This is a genomic window from Psychrobacillus faecigallinarum, from assembly GCF_014836595.1.
Classification (GTDB): Bacteria; Bacillota; Bacilli; order Bacillales_A; family Planococcaceae; genus Psychrobacillus; species Psychrobacillus faecigallinarum.
Window position 1 is genome coordinate 218213 of sequence record NZ_JACSQO010000004.1, and the last position, 14473, is coordinate 232685.

16 protein-coding genes are annotated in these 14473 nt (G+C 35.1%); 2 read left to right on the forward strand and 14 right to left on the reverse strand.

The window, feature by feature from the left end; translation table 11 throughout:
• Window positions 1-21 precede the first annotated feature (21 nt).
• The 12 genes from H9650_RS10360 to H9650_RS10415 all read right to left on the reverse strand — a co-directional run bounded on the left by H9650_RS10360 (window position 22) and on the right by H9650_RS10415 (window position 9885).
• On the reverse strand, window positions 22-603 hold the full coding sequence (locus tag H9650_RS10360) for a TetR/AcrR family transcriptional regulator (protein ID WP_151109756.1): 582 nt from the start codon (window positions 601-603) through the stop codon (window positions 22-24).
• Between the two features lie 127 nt (window positions 604-730).
• Window positions 731-1762 (reverse strand): LCP family protein, encoded by a 1032-nt coding sequence (locus H9650_RS10365; protein ID WP_225216014.1) that lies wholly within the window; start codon window positions 1760-1762, stop codon window positions 731-733.
• 141 nt (window positions 1763-1903) lie between these two features.
• Window positions 1904-2326 (reverse strand): NUDIX domain-containing protein, encoded by a 423-nt coding sequence (locus tag H9650_RS10370; RefSeq protein ID WP_144536319.1) that lies wholly within the window; start codon window positions 2324-2326, stop codon window positions 1904-1906.
• A complete protein-coding gene (locus H9650_RS10375; RefSeq protein ID WP_191697132.1) occupies window positions 2313-2861 on the reverse strand; it encodes a histidine phosphatase family protein in 549 nt (182 codons plus the stop codon). The genes H9650_RS10370 and H9650_RS10375 overlap by 14 nt, the downstream gene beginning before the upstream one ends.
• Before the next feature lie 21 nt (window positions 2862-2882).
• Window positions 2883-3500 (reverse strand): NUDIX hydrolase, encoded by a 618-nt coding sequence (locus H9650_RS10380; RefSeq protein WP_144536314.1) that lies wholly within the window; start codon window positions 3498-3500, stop codon window positions 2883-2885.
• 558 nt (window positions 3501-4058) lie between these two features.
• Window positions 4059-4589: a PadR family transcriptional regulator gene (locus tag H9650_RS10385; RefSeq protein ID WP_151109754.1), complete on the reverse strand. Its 531-nt coding sequence runs from the start codon at window positions 4587-4589 to the stop codon at window positions 4059-4061.
• Between the two features lie 64 nt (window positions 4590-4653).
• A complete protein-coding gene (locus H9650_RS10390) occupies window positions 4654-5394 on the reverse strand; it encodes an ABC transporter permease (RefSeq protein ID WP_191697133.1) in 741 nt (246 codons plus the stop codon).
• A complete protein-coding gene (locus H9650_RS10395; RefSeq protein ID WP_191697134.1) occupies window positions 5388-6098 on the reverse strand; it encodes an ABC transporter ATP-binding protein in 711 nt (236 codons plus the stop codon). Before H9650_RS10395 ends, H9650_RS10390 begins: the two co-directional genes overlap by 7 nt.
• A 122-nt stretch (window positions 6099-6220) precedes the next feature.
• Entirely contained in the window at window positions 6221-7297 is a 1077-nt protein-coding gene (locus H9650_RS10400; protein ID WP_144536303.1) for a metallophosphoesterase, read from the reverse strand.
• Between the two features lie 84 nt (window positions 7298-7381).
• A complete protein-coding gene (locus H9650_RS10405; RefSeq protein WP_191697135.1) occupies window positions 7382-7936 on the reverse strand; it encodes a GNAT family N-acetyltransferase in 555 nt (184 codons plus the stop codon).
• An 84-nt stretch (window positions 7937-8020) separates the two neighbouring features.
• Entirely contained in the window at window positions 8021-8440 is a 420-nt protein-coding gene (locus H9650_RS10410; RefSeq protein ID WP_191697136.1) for a universal stress protein, read from the reverse strand.
• A gap of 14 nt (window positions 8441-8454) precedes the next feature.
• Window positions 8455-9885, reverse strand: coding sequence for a SulP family inorganic anion transporter (locus tag H9650_RS10415; protein ID WP_225216015.1), 1431 nt, complete (start codon window positions 9883-9885; stop codon window positions 8455-8457).
• A gap of 95 nt (window positions 9886-9980) precedes the next feature.
• Here H9650_RS10415 and H9650_RS10420 point away from each other — a divergent pair, with 95 nt between their 5' ends.
• Window positions 9981-10526 carry a recombinase family protein gene (locus tag H9650_RS10420; RefSeq protein ID WP_154310763.1) on the forward strand — a complete coding sequence of 182 codons (546 nt, stop codon included), beginning with the start codon at window positions 9981-9983 and terminating at the stop codon, window positions 10524-10526.
• Between the two features lie 74 nt (window positions 10527-10600).
• On the opposite strand, the gene argH is transcribed toward H9650_RS10420, so the two are convergent.
• On the reverse strand, window positions 10601-11974 hold the full coding sequence (argH, locus tag H9650_RS10425; protein ID WP_191697137.1) for an argininosuccinate lyase: 1374 nt from the start codon (window positions 11972-11974) through the stop codon (window positions 10601-10603).
• The gene (locus H9650_RS10430) at window positions 11971-13179 is read right to left on the reverse strand and encodes an argininosuccinate synthase (protein WP_144536290.1); all 1209 of its coding nucleotides are present in this window, start codon (window positions 13177-13179) and stop codon (window positions 11971-11973) included. Before H9650_RS10430 ends, argH begins: the two co-directional genes overlap by 4 nt.
• A gap of 204 nt (window positions 13180-13383) precedes the next feature.
• Between H9650_RS10430 and H9650_RS10435 the strand changes: the two genes are divergently transcribed.
• Window positions 13384-14409, forward strand: coding sequence for an NADH:flavin oxidoreductase/NADH oxidase (locus H9650_RS10435; protein WP_154310761.1), 1026 nt, complete (start codon window positions 13384-13386; stop codon window positions 14407-14409).
• Window positions 14410-14473: the final 64 nt, after the last annotated feature.

Here is a 14473-nt window from a genome sequence, read left to right on the forward strand (position 1 = left end):
TATACACTTCTTTCTTTACTATCAATGAATAGATATGCCTCGCCAAAATACTTTCCACGAGGCATTTAGCCTCTCGTGTAAACGTTTTTCTTCATTGACATATACCAGTTCAAGCATCATTGAATCTACCATGCTTAGAAATGCATAAGTCAATATTAACGCGGACTCACCAATAACCAAATTTTCATCCATCCATTGTTTAAATTTGTCTTCTAACATAGCTTGCACTTGTTTCTCTATATCAAGTACATCCTCTTCAATTTCCTTCGCTAAGTGAGCAGGTGGGAAAAATGACATACGTAACCAAAACTTTAAATGCTCATCTTTTTGAAAAAGATTAATGACCATTTGCAGGAATCCATACAAATCATTCTGGGGATCCTTAGAGTTTAATGGACGAAAGTACTCTAACTTAGTATCCAATTCAGTTTGCTTGGCATCTCTTAAAACCTGAAGAAAAAGGTCATCCTTCCCTTTATAGTGTGCATAAATAGACTGTTTTTTCATACCCACATCTTCAGCGATTTGGGAAAGCGAAGCACCTTCATAGCCGTGAATTGTAAAATATTTAAGAGCTGATTCTTTGAGCTCTTGGCTTTTCACATCTCTCACTCCTTTTAACGAACGTTCGTCAGTTATATTAACAAAATTTAATCATGGAAGCAAGTTAATTAGATCAAAGTATTAAAAAATTACACAAAAAAGCATCAGGAGATAATCCTGATGCACTTTAGTTACCTATTGTTAAGTCCTTTACTTCATCCGAATTTGCCTTATAAGTAGTATCCTCTAAGTTTGTTTTAAGCTTTTTGCTTACTTCGTTTAAAGAGTTTTCATCTGCTATAAAATACCAGAGATCATGGCCAGCTTCTTTACTATATATGGTTTTACCTGTACCATCTAACTGTAAGTGTTCAATGGGCGTTCCTTTTATCTGCTGATACATTTTAGCTAGCTTTATATAGTCTGAGGAAGGAATATTGGTTTTGACATTTTCTCCAATATCCTTGATTAAATCATCTATTTTAGTAATCATACTCACATTGGTCATTTCGCTTAAAAGTGATTGGATGACTTGCTTCTGTCTTTCATTTCGTCCTTTATCACCCTCTGGATCTTTTTTACGCATACGTACATATGCTAGAGCCTCGTCTCCCTCTAAAAACATAGGTCCCTCTGTATAGGTCTTCCACTCAAAATTAGCGAGTTGAATTTTAAAGGTAAAAGGAACGTCGACTTCGACCCCTCCCAAAGTATCAACTATGTCCTGGAAACCCTGGAAATCTGTCGATACGTAATAGTCAATAGGTATCCCTAACATGTTTTCTATTGTATCAGTTGTCCAATTGATACCACCATTTGAATAAGCATGGTTTATTTTGTCTTCTTTATCTAGTCCTTCTATATAAACTAAAGTGTCTCTAGGTATGCTAACCATTGACATTTTGTTGGTAGTTGGATTGACTGTAGCTACAATTAGCATATCTGATCGACCATACTTTTCATTTTCTCCATGCTCAATGCCAGCTAAAAGTATTGAAAACGGAGACTTAGCTTTTACTTCTTTCGTACCAGTGTCTTCTTCAAGGTCCTTAATCAATGGCGCAAATATTTTATTATTCGCATGCTTTGCCTCCCACGATAAATTGATGGCAAAGAAAATGACTGCAGACATCAGTAAAATAGAACTAATCATTATAGTATATATAACTTTCTTTCTTTTAAAAGTCTTTCTTTTCACTCGACTTCGAGAACTTTTCATCTTGTTCTTTTCTCCCTTAAGTCTAATATATGTTTTTCTTGAAATTATCTTATAATTATTTTTCTAAATTATACCATTTATATTTTTAATTACAAGTTTATAAAGACTTTTAGGTTTTATTCATGAGATTATTTTACTTTTTCATGTATTTTTAAATTGGTCTGCTAGAGTAATATTTCTTTTGAAATAATCAGGGAATTCATCACTACTTAATATTTGCTCAGTCGTCAGCCAAACTATTTCATCCACTTCTTCTCTGCATTTGACGTAGGGTTCACCAAATGAGTGGTCACAGACAAAGACAATATCAACAACAGATTTTCCAGTATCTGATATAAAGGAAGAACTGTTTACATATTGAAGGTTTGTAACTTCAATACCTACCTCTTCTTTGATCTCTCGGTGCAACGTTCTTTCAAATATGTCAATTGCATCACCCTCTTGATCTACTGTGCCACCCACAAATGCCAAACTTCCAGCAGCATGTTCTTCCTTCTCGCTTCGTTTCACTAAGAGCCACTTTCCCTCTTTGTATATAGCGCCCTCCACATTAACGATGAACATTTAACTCCTCCTTAAATGTGTATATTTTAAATTCTCCGTTGTTTGAGGAATAACATAAGATATTTTTATCTTCAGGTATTCCTTTGAAGTAGGCCCCTATACATCCTGTAGTACAACGATGACCGGTTATAAGTATATTTCCACTATTACTTTTATATTGCTCTTCAAGCTGCACCATGAAATCAAATATACGCCCAACATAGGATTTTATATCCTCCACGCCTTTGTATATAGTTGGATCAGGTATTGCACCTTTTAGTTTTACTTCTTCTTTTTTTGATTGATCTGCCTCTCCTAAGTCAAAAACGTCTAACCTAGAATCTACTATAGGTTCTAAATTTGTTATAATTTCAGCAGTTTGAACTGCTCGTTCTTGGGGAGAAGAAAAAACTAGATCAAATTGTACAGTTTTTAACATTTCTTTCATTTCTCTTGCTTGCTGTTTACCTTTCTCGTTTAAAGGTAGACCCATGCGTCCTTGTAATCTGCCTTCTTTATTTAAATCTGTCTCTCCGTGACGCACTACATAAATCATTCGGAATGCCTCCATATTTGTTTAATCGTATATCGTATCTTTATCCGGATTGTGCAGGTATTCAAACATAGTGATTATTTGTGATTCTGTGTTTCTGTTAGTAGAAAGTGGCGGTAAATTAGTAGGAGAGAAAAATTGAACATTACTTGTCTCGACACCGCTTGCTGGTGTCCCACCAATTATTTCGCAGCGGATAAATATTTTATAATAATGATATGCTTCTGGTGGATGAGGATGCTTATTTTTGTCCAATAATGCAAGCAATTTAATAGGTTTTACCTCATACCCGGATTCCTCTTTTATTTCTTTTACAATATTTTCAGATGCAGATAACCCAATATCGCAAAAACCACCTGGTAAGGACCATTTGTTGTCAATACTCTCACAAACCATGAGAATCTTGTTATCCTTGAAAACTACTCCACGGACGTCTACTTTGGGAGTTTGATAACCTGTTTCATTAGTAAATAAATCCTGTACCTTTTGAAATTCTATTCCTGTATGTCCCGCTATAATTTCAGCACTTATAGCTCTTAATTCCTCGTATCGTTCGATATCGTATATATCCTTAGAAAAGGCTAATCCAGATTGTGATAAAGCTTGAATCCTCTTTGCCCATTCCAACCATTTTTGGCTCATTTCATAACACTCCTATGTATTAGAGACATTTTAAATTATTGTCTATTACTTTTAAAAAGATAAATAGATGCTTTGTCTAACTTTGCACCTTGCCTCTGTATGATCCAATAGAGAATAATTTATTTAGCTGTGGAGATACATACACTTTTTTAGGGAAGACACTGACTCTGGCAGTTTTACTTTGTAAGTGCTAACTGATAATAATCAATGAAGCATTAAACTTAAAAGTCTAAAAATTCACATTAAATATATCATTATGGCTCGAATAAAGATAGAAAAAAATTAAAAGCTGCCGACATTTGTATGTCACGGCAGCTATCAAGGGGAAAGAACTATTAAACTATTATCAAGCAATTCACACTTTATAAACTCAAATAAATCGTTTTCAAGCGCTATGCTAACCACCGACACGGCCTCAGACTTCTCCCTCTCTACGTTCAGTTCGGGTGCTTCAGGCCAAGAGGATGTCGGTCACAAAGGCGTTGCCAATTGAAAAAGCTCTCCACTTGGACTTGAATCTGACTAATGAATTGAAAAACCTAGATTGTGGAACAAGATTCATCTTTTTTCATAGATTTTAATTAAATCGTCGAGAAGCTGTATTTGTAGTTCGTATTGACTGTACATATTGTGAAAAATAAGTTCTGTAACTTCATCGGCTTTCATATGTTCTTTCTTAACTTGAATACCTCTTTTTTGCTGTTCTAAATCTGTTTCAATTTGTAATTTTTGATTATAGAGAGCTTCTAAAACATCATCTTTTGGAAGGTCTTGTATAAAGCTTAATGCTGTGTATAGATTACTTGGCAGGTTAACAGATTGTTCCTGCAATGTTTCTTTTAGCAATGTTTGAAATTCCTTTTTGCCATGTTCAGTGATTCTATAGATGGCTTTACTTCTGTTCCCAATATTCTTTACTGCTTCTAGCTCTACTAGTTGCTCCTTTTCCATTTTCTTAAGAGCGTGATAGATAGAACCAGCTAAGATTCCTGCCCAACGATCCGCTTCACTTGTTTGAAGTGTTTGTTGAATTTCATAACCACTCATCGGCTTTAATTTTAGTAGGCCTAATACCATCAATCTTGTCATAAAGTTCTCCTCAATTATAAATAATCAATATTGAGTATTATTATAGCACAAGACGATTGTCAGCCTAGTTAGAAATAGGTTTGTATTCACTACCTATCCGTTCTTCCCATTTAAAGGTAATAACAGCCAATAAAAAGCTAAACAGTGTGTAAATTAACAATATTAGTATAGAGGATCCCATAGGTAACATCATTCCATCGGTTAAGCCTTTCAACGCTTTAACATAGTGTTCAAAAGGTGATAGTTTGCTGATGAAGTACATCCAACCGGGTGCTTTACTTAAAGAATAAAAAGCTTCACTTATTAGTATAAAAGGAATTTGAATCAGGTTTGCAATCATATTAATATGGCCCTCATTATTAGCTAAGTTGGCTATTAAAAAACCAAGACTAGTAAAACAGAGTGTTGCTATTGTAACAAGTAGCAATGTTCCTATGAATGCTTCACTACTAATCGATATTTGAAAAAACAAGACTCCAATAATCCATACACCCATATTTAAGATTATCCCCAATACAGTTCTAGCGAGCACCATAGCAATGATAAAATGGCCAATCAGTAAAGGAGTTATTTTCAACATTTTATAGACACCTTTGTTTCGTTGATAGAGAATTTGAAAAGCGATTCCTTGCATACCCCAAAATAATGTTCCAATTGCTGTCACGCCTGTTAAAATACGTTCATCCATATTATTAAAATAGAGACCTAATCCAATAATCATTCCTATAGGAAACAAAAGAGAATAAAATAAGGTAATTTTATCTCTCAAAGAACTTACAATCATAGAACGAAAAATAATTAACATTCAGAGACCTCCTCAGAGATTAATTTAATATATAGGCTTTCTAAATTAGCTACATTGTGTTCTTCTATCAATAATTTAGGATCACCTTCACAAATAATCCTGCCTTTATTTATAAATATAATTCTGTTCGCTAGATAGTTTACCTCCTCCATGTCATGTGAAGTAAACACAACTGTTCTTCCTTCCTTATTTACTTGGCGAATTAGGGAATGTAATTCTTTTTTTGAAAGTGGATCTAATGCAGCTGTTGGTTCATCTAGAAATATTAGCTTCGGATCATGTATTAACGTAATAGCAATTGCAAGACGTTTTTGCTGACCTCCGGAAAGCTTGGATGCTTCCATATTAGCGCTTTGAGTTAAGTTACATTTTGAAAGGATTTCTTTCATTTCGTACTTATTTACATTCTTTTTGTAAAAGGCTCCAAACAACCTTAAATTTTCAGAGACAGATAACCTTGGGAAAAAGGATATTGATTGTAGCTGTACTCCAAAATTGTTTTTAAAATCCTCCATAAAATATTGAATAGTCCCGCCGTCCTCTTCCTTTAATCCGATTAGTAACTCAATACAAGTTGTCTTACCTGCACCATTGGGACCAATTACACCTAGGATTTCGTTTTGGCTAATATTCATATTAATATCCTTAACTACATCTCGGTTACCATATTTCTTTACTAAATTTGTAGCTTGCAAATATAACATTTCACCACTCCTTCTTTTTATTCAACGTTGACTATTCAACGTTAATTAAAATTTATAGTAGTGCTGTTTAAATGTCAATAGAAAAAGGTACAGAGTTTACTCCATACCTTTTGTAAATAAATTTATTGTTCAATCCATCCGATTTCTCCGAGAACATTTTTAACAAGCATGTAACCGGCACACCCGTCATCTACTACCCAAACCTTTTCTCCTCTCATTACTGGGAGAAAGGTAGTACTTAAATCTGTCCTGCAAAAGTTTGTCCCGTTTTTTTCAATAATATATTCATTTTTAATCCACTGTTCTATACCTAGTTTTACATTTTCGCATAAGGTAAAGTATTCTTCTTGTCTTATAATTTTTAATTCGTAATTAGGATAAGCTACAGTACCAACTCTATTTGAGCATCCTCCGAAATCATTGTGTGCAATTATGTATTTAGAAAGATTGTCGACATAGGTATATGAATATGTATCGCCTTCTATGATTAAAGCATTTAATTGTCCATCCTGTTTTATTTGGTTTCCCCCATCAATTGAAATTATGTTTTTATCTATATCTATCATAGGGTTATGGGAGCTTACTGAAGTTGAACGGTAGTTTATAACCGGCCAATGTCCTACAATGACTAGCTTATTGGCTTGATGCCCCTTATCTAGAAAAGAGGAAATATTTAATGCGGTTTCTTCATCAGTAAGTTTCCAATCTTTTATAGGATCAATTCCTGCATGAACGACTATAAAATTTTCTGTTTCAAAGGCAATTGGAAGCCCCTCCAGCCAGGCAATCATCTCTGAATAATGCTTTTGATAAAACTTAGATAGTTCGCTTAAGCTAGTATATTCATCCAGACTCTTTCCATGTTGATTGAGCATCTCGTTTAAAACAGATTTTTTACGATTTTTCATATAAGAAATAATGGATTTATCTTCCTGAATTATATATCGATGAACAACATCACAATTACCCTTCGTTATAAATACGTTACTAGAGCTTTCTTGGAGCAACCGAACAAATTCTATGACTTCTAGGCTGTTATCACCTTTCTCACATAAATCGCCGTTTATAAACAAATAATCTTCCGATTGGTAATTGACTTTTTCTAATAAGCTTTTGAATAAATGTAAATTTCCATGTATATCTGAAATTATAATAACTCTTTTGTTATGTTCTAAATTGAGCCTTTTAAAATTTAACATTACTTGATTTCTCCTAAGTTAAGCTTTTTGATTTGAGTTATTTAGCCTAAAAGAGTCTAAACTACAAATACAATCAAATATTATTTAAACCTCAGATTCTGAATCATCGGGGTTAATAATTGCTAATATAAGATGGTCTTGCCATTTTCCGTTAATTTTCACATTTTCTTTAGCAATTCCCTCTTTGTGAAAGCCGGCTTTTTCTAGAACATTTATAGAAGGAATATTGTGAGGCATAACTCCAGCTTCTATTCTATGTAATTTCAACGTCTTAAAACCATAGTCAACCGCTAACTGGACAGCCTTCGTCATATAACCTTTCCCATTCTGATTTTTATCTAAGTAGTAACCAATCATACAGCTTTGAGCCGGACCACGTGAGATATGCGATAATGATACATTGCCTATTAACTCATCCGTACCTGACAAAAAAATTCCAAAAGCATATAAAGTATCATTCGCTGCTCCTTCAATCCCATTTTCGATCCGTTCCTTTATTTTTTCAAATGTATAAAAGCTTGGTTCTCTTAATACTGTGTAATGCTTAAAAAATTCCTTGTTTTTTGTTTCTAGAGCTAATGAGGCTTCAGTGTCCTCTGTTTTAAGTAAACGAATATAAATACCTTCTTGAGTCTCCATAATTCTCCTCCTTTTGTTTCTTAAATTATATGAAAATTCGTTCAAAATTAAAAGCCCTGTGAAACACAGGACTTATCAAAAAACCTATTTAACTACTAAAGCTGGACAATTTACGCGTTTAATCACCTTATGACTGACGCTACCTAAAACCATTTCCTGCAAGGAATTTAATCCCCTACTACCTATAACTAAAAGATCTACATTATTCTCATTAGCAAATTTCACAATTTCTGGTCCTGGGATACCATGCAGTATTCTTACTTTATAATAAATCTTTGATTCATTTAATAGTTTTTCTACATTTTTAATTTTTCTACGTCTTTCTAGCTCTAATGCCTCTTTAGAGCTAGAGTGCAATACCTCGGTCTTCGCATTTTCAAAATCCGCAACATACACTACTTCCACTACGCAGTCCTTACTCATAGAAGCTATTTTTATAGTTTCTTTCGCTGCACGGTCAGCATTTTCAGAGCCATCAGCTGCTAAAACGATATGTTTATACATTTGTGATTTCCCCCTTAATGAGATGATAAGCCATCGATCTGTGCAATCATTTTTTGGCTATATGTATCTAAGCCAACTAATTCTACTTGTATAGCTCGGTCACTAAGTAAAACTTTTACTTTAAATAATGCAACTACCCCTGAATCATCCCAGATCCGACTATTAGAAAAATCGATTTGTATACTTTCCGAATGTATGGATACTTTTTTAAAGTAATCCACAAAGCTATCAGTAGAAGCAAAAAATAGCTGTCCTTCTATAATATATCGCTGTTCCTGTTGAATTATCTTTAAGGTTGAAATTTTTACAACAAAGAAAACAGCACTTAAAATTACCCCTGCGATAACTCCCTTAGATAGGTCATGTGTATAAACTACAATAATTACAGTTGTTAGCATGACAATTGCATCGGTTCTTGGGGCCTTAACTAAATACTTAAAAGAATTCCAGTCAAAGGTACCGATACAAACCATGATCATGATTCCAACCAATACCGGCATTGGAATTTTAATAACTAAATCACCTAATACAATAATTAAGAACATAAGAAACAATCCAGCAACTAATGTAGATAGTCTTCCTCTACCCCCTGATTTCACATTGATTACCGATTGACCTATCATGGCGCAACCAGCCATTCCTCCAAAGAATCCATTGATAAAGTTAGCAATACCTTGACCTCTTGCTTCCTTATTTTTATCACTTTCCGTAGCAGTCATATCATCGATGATTTGTGAAGTGAGCAGAGATTCCACTAATCCTACGATTGCAAGTGCGATTGAATAAGGGAATATAATCTGTAACGTTTCAAATTTTAAAGGGACGTCTGGTAAAAAGAAGGAAGGCAAAGTTTGAGTAATGTTACCTAAATCTCCAATTGTTTTTAAATCTAATCCACTGTAAATTGCAATAATAGTCAAAACGACAATTGCAATTAACGGTGCTGGTATTACCTTTACAAAACGTGGTAATGTATATACAAGAATAAGCGTAATGCCTACAAATATATATGTCATGGTTGAAATACCGATGAAATGTGGAACCTGAGCCATAAATATTAAAATAGCAAGCGAATTGACGAAACCGATCATTACAGCATTTGGAATATATTTCATCAATTTAGCAATTTTAAATACACCAAACATTATTTGAATAATACCTGTTAAAATAGTTGCTGCTAATAAGTAATCTAAACCGTATTCCTTAACTAGTGGAACCATTACTAACGCCATAGCTCCTGTAGCTGCAGAAATCATACCTGGCCGTCCGCCTACAAATGCTATAATGACCGCAATACAAAAGGAAGCATACAGACCAACCATAGGGTCGACACCTGCAATAATTGAAAAAGCGATTGCTTCTGGTATGAGGGCTAGCGCGACCACAATACCAGACAGTATATCCCCCCGTATGTTTCCAAACCATTGTTGTTTTATATTTTCCATGATAATCTCCTTCTAAAAAAAATCTTCGATTATCATACCATCTCCATTCCCAAAATGGAACCTTTTTGGGGACAAATGTAAGGAGTTGCTTTTATATGATTTATGGATATGTTAGACCCCTCTATAATGATGTTACTTGCAAACAACAGCTAGCATGTTTAGGCTCTCGAACACAAAATATTTTTCAGGAGAGCCACGGCTCATCAAAAAAACGTACAGAGCTAGAGTCACTTCTAATGAACTTAAAAAAAGGAGACATCATTGTAGTGGAAAGAATGTTTGTCCTTGCCGATACAACAAGACATCTTGTAGATCTTCTTAAGCTTGGTGAAAGAGACGGCGTTGTCATTCAATTCATTCATGAGGGAATACAAAGTGATGAGGTACTTAATCTTTCATTGAGAGTATATATGCAGTATTTAATGGATTTTCAGACAGACATAGTAAAACAGACTACAACAATTGGCATAGAAAATGCAAAGGAACAAGGAAAAACATTAGGACGACCAAAAAAACCGGATACTAATATAAAAAAAGCAATTGCCATGTACCATTCAGGAGATTTCACTCTCCATGAGATTAAAGAAGAAACGGGCATAAGCAAGTCAACACTATATCGCTATCTGGAGTCCGCTGAGTAAAATTAGTAGCTTACTAAATAACATACAAAGAAAACCCGCAGAAATTGTGTTTATCCATTCCTACGGGTTTTACTTTATATTAATCGTTTTTTAGCTTCTTCTATTTGAATTTCAACCTGATTAAAGCCTGTTCCACCGAGCGAATTTCTTCTTCTGACAGCAGCTAATGGTGATAATACCTCGTAAATGTCTTCTTCTATTAAGCTATTAGCTTCTTGTAAATCATTTAAAGGAAGATCTAAAAGGAAATATCCACGTTGAATACATAGGAACACCAGCTTACCAGTCACCTCATGAGCTTCTCGGAACGGAAGTCCCTTTGCTGCTAAATAATCTGCAAGCTCTGTAGCGTTTGAAAAATCCTTATGCACTGTATCATGCAACCGCTTAGTATGTACAGTCATTGTCCGAATCATTCCCTCAAAAATTTTAAGAGATCCAACAATTGTCTCTACAGTATCAAACATACCTTCCTTGTCCTCTTGCATATCTTTGTTGTATGCAAGCGGCAACCCTTTTAAAGTGGTTAAAAGTCCCATTAGGTTTCCAAATACACGACCAGTTTTACCACGGATTAACTCTGCCATATCTGGATTTTTCTTCTGAGGCATAATACTTGATCCAGTAGAGAAGGAATCGTCCAATTCGATAAAGTTAAACTCAGAGCTAGACCATAAAATAATTTCTTCTGCAAAACGTGATAAGTGAGTCATGAGCAAGGAAGAGTTACTTAAAAATTCAACGATAAAATCACGATCACTTACTGCATCCATACTATTAGCATAAACATTACTAAATCCAAGATAATCTGCTGAAAGCTTACGGTCTATCGGAAAGGTAGTTCCTGCAAGTGCACCGGAACCTAGCGGTGAAATATCAATGCGTTTCATAGAATCTAAAAAACGTTCTTTGTCTCTCTCAAGCATCCAAAAATAAGCCATTAAATGATGCGCAAAGGAAATTGGTTGGGCACGTTGTAAATGAGTATAACCTGGTGCAAGTGTTTCGATATGATCCTCTGCTTGATTCACGATTGTTTTTTGGAATACTTGGATCAACTCAATAATTTCTTCTACTCGGTTCTTTAAATACAAATGCATATCTGTTGCAATTTGGTCATTCCGGCTTCTCCCAGTGTGTAACTTTCCACCAACTGGTCCAATTAAATCTATTAACATCTTTTCTAAATTCAGATGTATATCTTCATTAGCAATAGAAAACTCAAGCTTATGTTCCACTGCAAGCTGCTTAAGTTGAACTAGGCCACCGAGAATTATGTCTACATCATCAGTAGATAAAATATTGCAATCGCCAAGCATTTGGACATGTGCAATACTACCATCTATATCTTCCATTACTAACTTTTGATCAAATTCGATAGAAGCTCCAAATTCGTCCACCCATTGCTCGGCGGATTTTTGGAAACGTCCACCCCATAACTTGGTCATACCTGCACCTTCTTTTCTCCCTTGTTTACCATTGCATGTACTTTTGTCGGTAGTCCCCATAACTCAATGAATCCAACAGCTGAAGTATGGTTAAATTCGTCTTCGGACGTATAGGTAGCAAGTTTTTCATTGTATAAGGAGTTTGGGGATTTACGTCCTTCTACAATCGCATGACCTTTGAATAGTTTTACTCGTACAGTTCCATTTACATATTGCTGTGTTTCCTTTAAAAATGCCTCAAGTGCTGTTTTTAATGGCGAAAACCAAAGCCCCTCATAAATAAGCTCTGTTAATTTCTTTTCCATTACCGGTTTAAAGTGAGCGAGTTCCTTTACTAAAGTGATATCTTCAAGTTCTTTATGAGCGAGCAGTAAGGTGTGTGCCCCAGGTATTTCATATACTTCACGGGACTTTATACCAACTAAACGGTTTTCTACGTGATCAATACGTCCAACGCCATGCTTCCCAGCTACATCGTTTAATTTTAGAATAAGCTCATGTAATGGATAATTAACTCCATCAAGTGATACTGGAACTCCTTTTAAAAATTCGATTTCAATAATGTCTGCAGTGTCGGGTGCATTTTCCAATGAAACTGTTAAATCATAAGCATCTTCAGGTGGTGCTGCCCAAGGATCCTCTAAAATACCACATTCATTTGCACGTCCCCAAAGGTTTTGGTCAATAGAAAATGGACTATCTAAGTTAATTGGTATCGGAATATTCTTCTCTTTTGCATAAGCGATTTCTTCTTCACGACTCCAGCTCCACTCACGTACCGGAGCGATTACCTCTAAATCTGGATTTAATGCATTAATAGAAACTTCAAAACGTACTTGATCGTTACCTTTACCAGTACAACCATGAGCTACGGCAGTGGCACCTGTTTTTTCAGCAATTTCCACTAGTTTTTTAGAAATCAGTGGACGTGACAGAGCAGATACTAATGGATATTTATTTTCGTACCACGTGTGAGCCTGCATGGAGATCAATGCATATTCATTTGCAAATTCTTCCCTTGCATCAATCATATAGCTTTCAATTGCTCCAACTTCTAATGCTTTGTTTTTCACAAACTCCAAATCCTTGCCTTCTCCTACGTCTAAACAAACAGCTACAACATCATAGCCCTCATCCTTTAGCCAAGTAATTGCAACTGAAGTATCTAATCCACCTGAATATGCTAAAACAACTTTTTTGCTCATATTAAATTCCTCCAATGTATTTATATACGGTTATTTCGTATTAATATACATAATGTAACATTAAGATTGTATAAATACAACCAAAATTTATTAAATATGCATATTGAAACTTTTCATTTATAAAATCTGTGTTTCTATTAATGCGCATTATTTGAACGAATAGACAAAACAAGCGATAATAACAAAAAGGAGTGATTGATAGAAATGTCCAAACTATTTACACCGTATAATGTGAAAGGTTTAAGTTTAAAAAATAGAATTGTAATGGCTCCAATGTGCCAATACTCCGTAGAAGCTAAGGATGGGATCCCGAATGACTGGCATTTTGTTCACTATGTATCACGAGCGGTCGGTGGCACAGGCTTAATCATTGTGGAGATGACAGATGTAGAACCTGACGGGAGAATTACAGATTATGATTTAGGTTTATGGTCAGATGAGCAGATTCCTGCATATGCAAGAATCGTAACTGAAGTACATAAACACGATGCTAAAATTGGTATCCAAATTGCTCATGCTGGAAGAAAAGCTACAGATGCCGACCAGCCGATAAGCTCCTCCAATTTACCTGTAGAATCTGATGGCACATGGAAGGAACCAAGACCATTAACTATAGAAGAGATAAAAGAAATGGTAAATAAATATAAAGAAGCAGCTCGCCGAGCGGTAGATGCAGGCTTCGATACAATTGAACTCCATGGAGCTCATGGCTATTTAATACACCAATTCCACTCCCCTTCTATAAATAATCGTACTGATGAATATGGAGACAATTATGCTAAATTTGGTGTAGAAGTAATTAAAGCTGTGAAAAGTGTTATGCCTGAGGATATGCCACTATTGTTCCGAATCTCAGCAATAGAGTATATAGATGGTGGTTATGGTTTAGAGCACTCTCTTGAAATTGCAAAACAGTACAAGGAAGCTGGAGTAGACGTATTCCATGTTTCTAGCGGAGGGGAAGCTAACCCTGGAAAAGTAAAGCCTGCAAATACTCCTGGTTACCAAGTACCTTTTGCAAGAGCATATAAACAAGCACTAGATCTACCAGTAATTGCTGTAGGAATATTAGAAGATCCAATTTTAGCCGAAAAAACCATGGCTGAAGAGGATATAGAGCTGGTAGCTATTGGCCGAGGTATGTTAAAAGATCCATATTGGGCATTGCATACTCAAGAAATTTTAGATGGCAAAGCTACCGTGCCAAAAGCTTATAAAAGAGGATTTTAAGATAAGAACAAGAGTCTTTTCTAGGGATCTTCTAAAAAAAGAGGATGGTCGTGACTTAAGTCAT

Excerpts from the sequence above, each read along its gene's own strand:
- H9650_RS10410 (WP_191697136.1), bottom strand. The coding sequence starts at position 8,440 with ATGTATAAACATATCGTTTTAGCAGCTGATGGCTCTGAAAATGCTGAC.
- H9650_RS10400 (WP_144536303.1), bottom strand. The coding sequence starts at position 7,297 with ATGTTAAATTTTAAAAGGCTCAATTTAGAACATAACAAAAGAGTTATT.
- H9650_RS10415 (WP_225216015.1), bottom strand. The coding sequence starts at position 9,885 with ATGGAAAATATAAAACAACAATGGTTTGGAAACATACGGGGGGATATA.
- H9650_RS10380 (WP_144536314.1), bottom strand. The coding sequence starts at position 3,500 with ATGAGCCAAAAATGGTTGGAATGGGCAAAGAGGATTCAAGCTTTATCA.
- H9650_RS10420 (WP_154310763.1), top strand. The coding sequence starts at position 9,981 with ATGATTTATGGATATGTTAGACCCCTCTATAATGATGTTACTTGCAAA.
- H9650_RS10405 (WP_191697135.1), bottom strand. The coding sequence starts at position 7,936 with ATGGAGACTCAAGAAGGTATTTATATTCGTTTACTTAAAACAGAGGAC.
- argH (WP_191697137.1), bottom strand. The coding sequence starts at position 11,974 with ATGACCAAGTTATGGGGTGGACGTTTCCAAAAATCCGCCGAGCAATGG.
- H9650_RS10365 (WP_225216014.1), bottom strand. The coding sequence starts at position 1,762 with ATGAAAAGTTCTCGAAGTCGAGTGAAAAGAAAGACTTTTAAAAGAAAG.
- H9650_RS10370 (WP_144536319.1), bottom strand. The coding sequence starts at position 2,326 with ATGTTCATCGTTAATGTGGAGGGCGCTATATACAAAGAGGGAAAGTGG.
- H9650_RS10435 (WP_154310761.1), top strand. The coding sequence starts at position 13,384 with ATGTCCAAACTATTTACACCGTATAATGTGAAAGGTTTAAGTTTAAAA.
- H9650_RS10430 (WP_144536290.1), bottom strand. The coding sequence starts at position 13,179 with ATGAGCAAAAAAGTTGTTTTAGCATATTCAGGTGGATTAGATACTTCA.
- H9650_RS10395 (WP_191697134.1), bottom strand. The coding sequence starts at position 6,098 with ATGTTATATTTGCAAGCTACAAATTTAGTAAAGAAATATGGTAACCGA.
- H9650_RS10385 (WP_151109754.1), bottom strand. The coding sequence starts at position 4,589 with ATGACAAGATTGATGGTATTAGGCCTACTAAAATTAAAGCCGATGAGT.
- H9650_RS10390 (WP_191697133.1), bottom strand. The coding sequence starts at position 5,394 with ATGTTAATTATTTTTCGTTCTATGATTGTAAGTTCTTTGAGAGATAAA.
- H9650_RS10375 (WP_191697132.1), bottom strand. The coding sequence starts at position 2,861 with ATGATTTATGTAGTGCGTCACGGAGAGACAGATTTAAATAAAGAAGGC.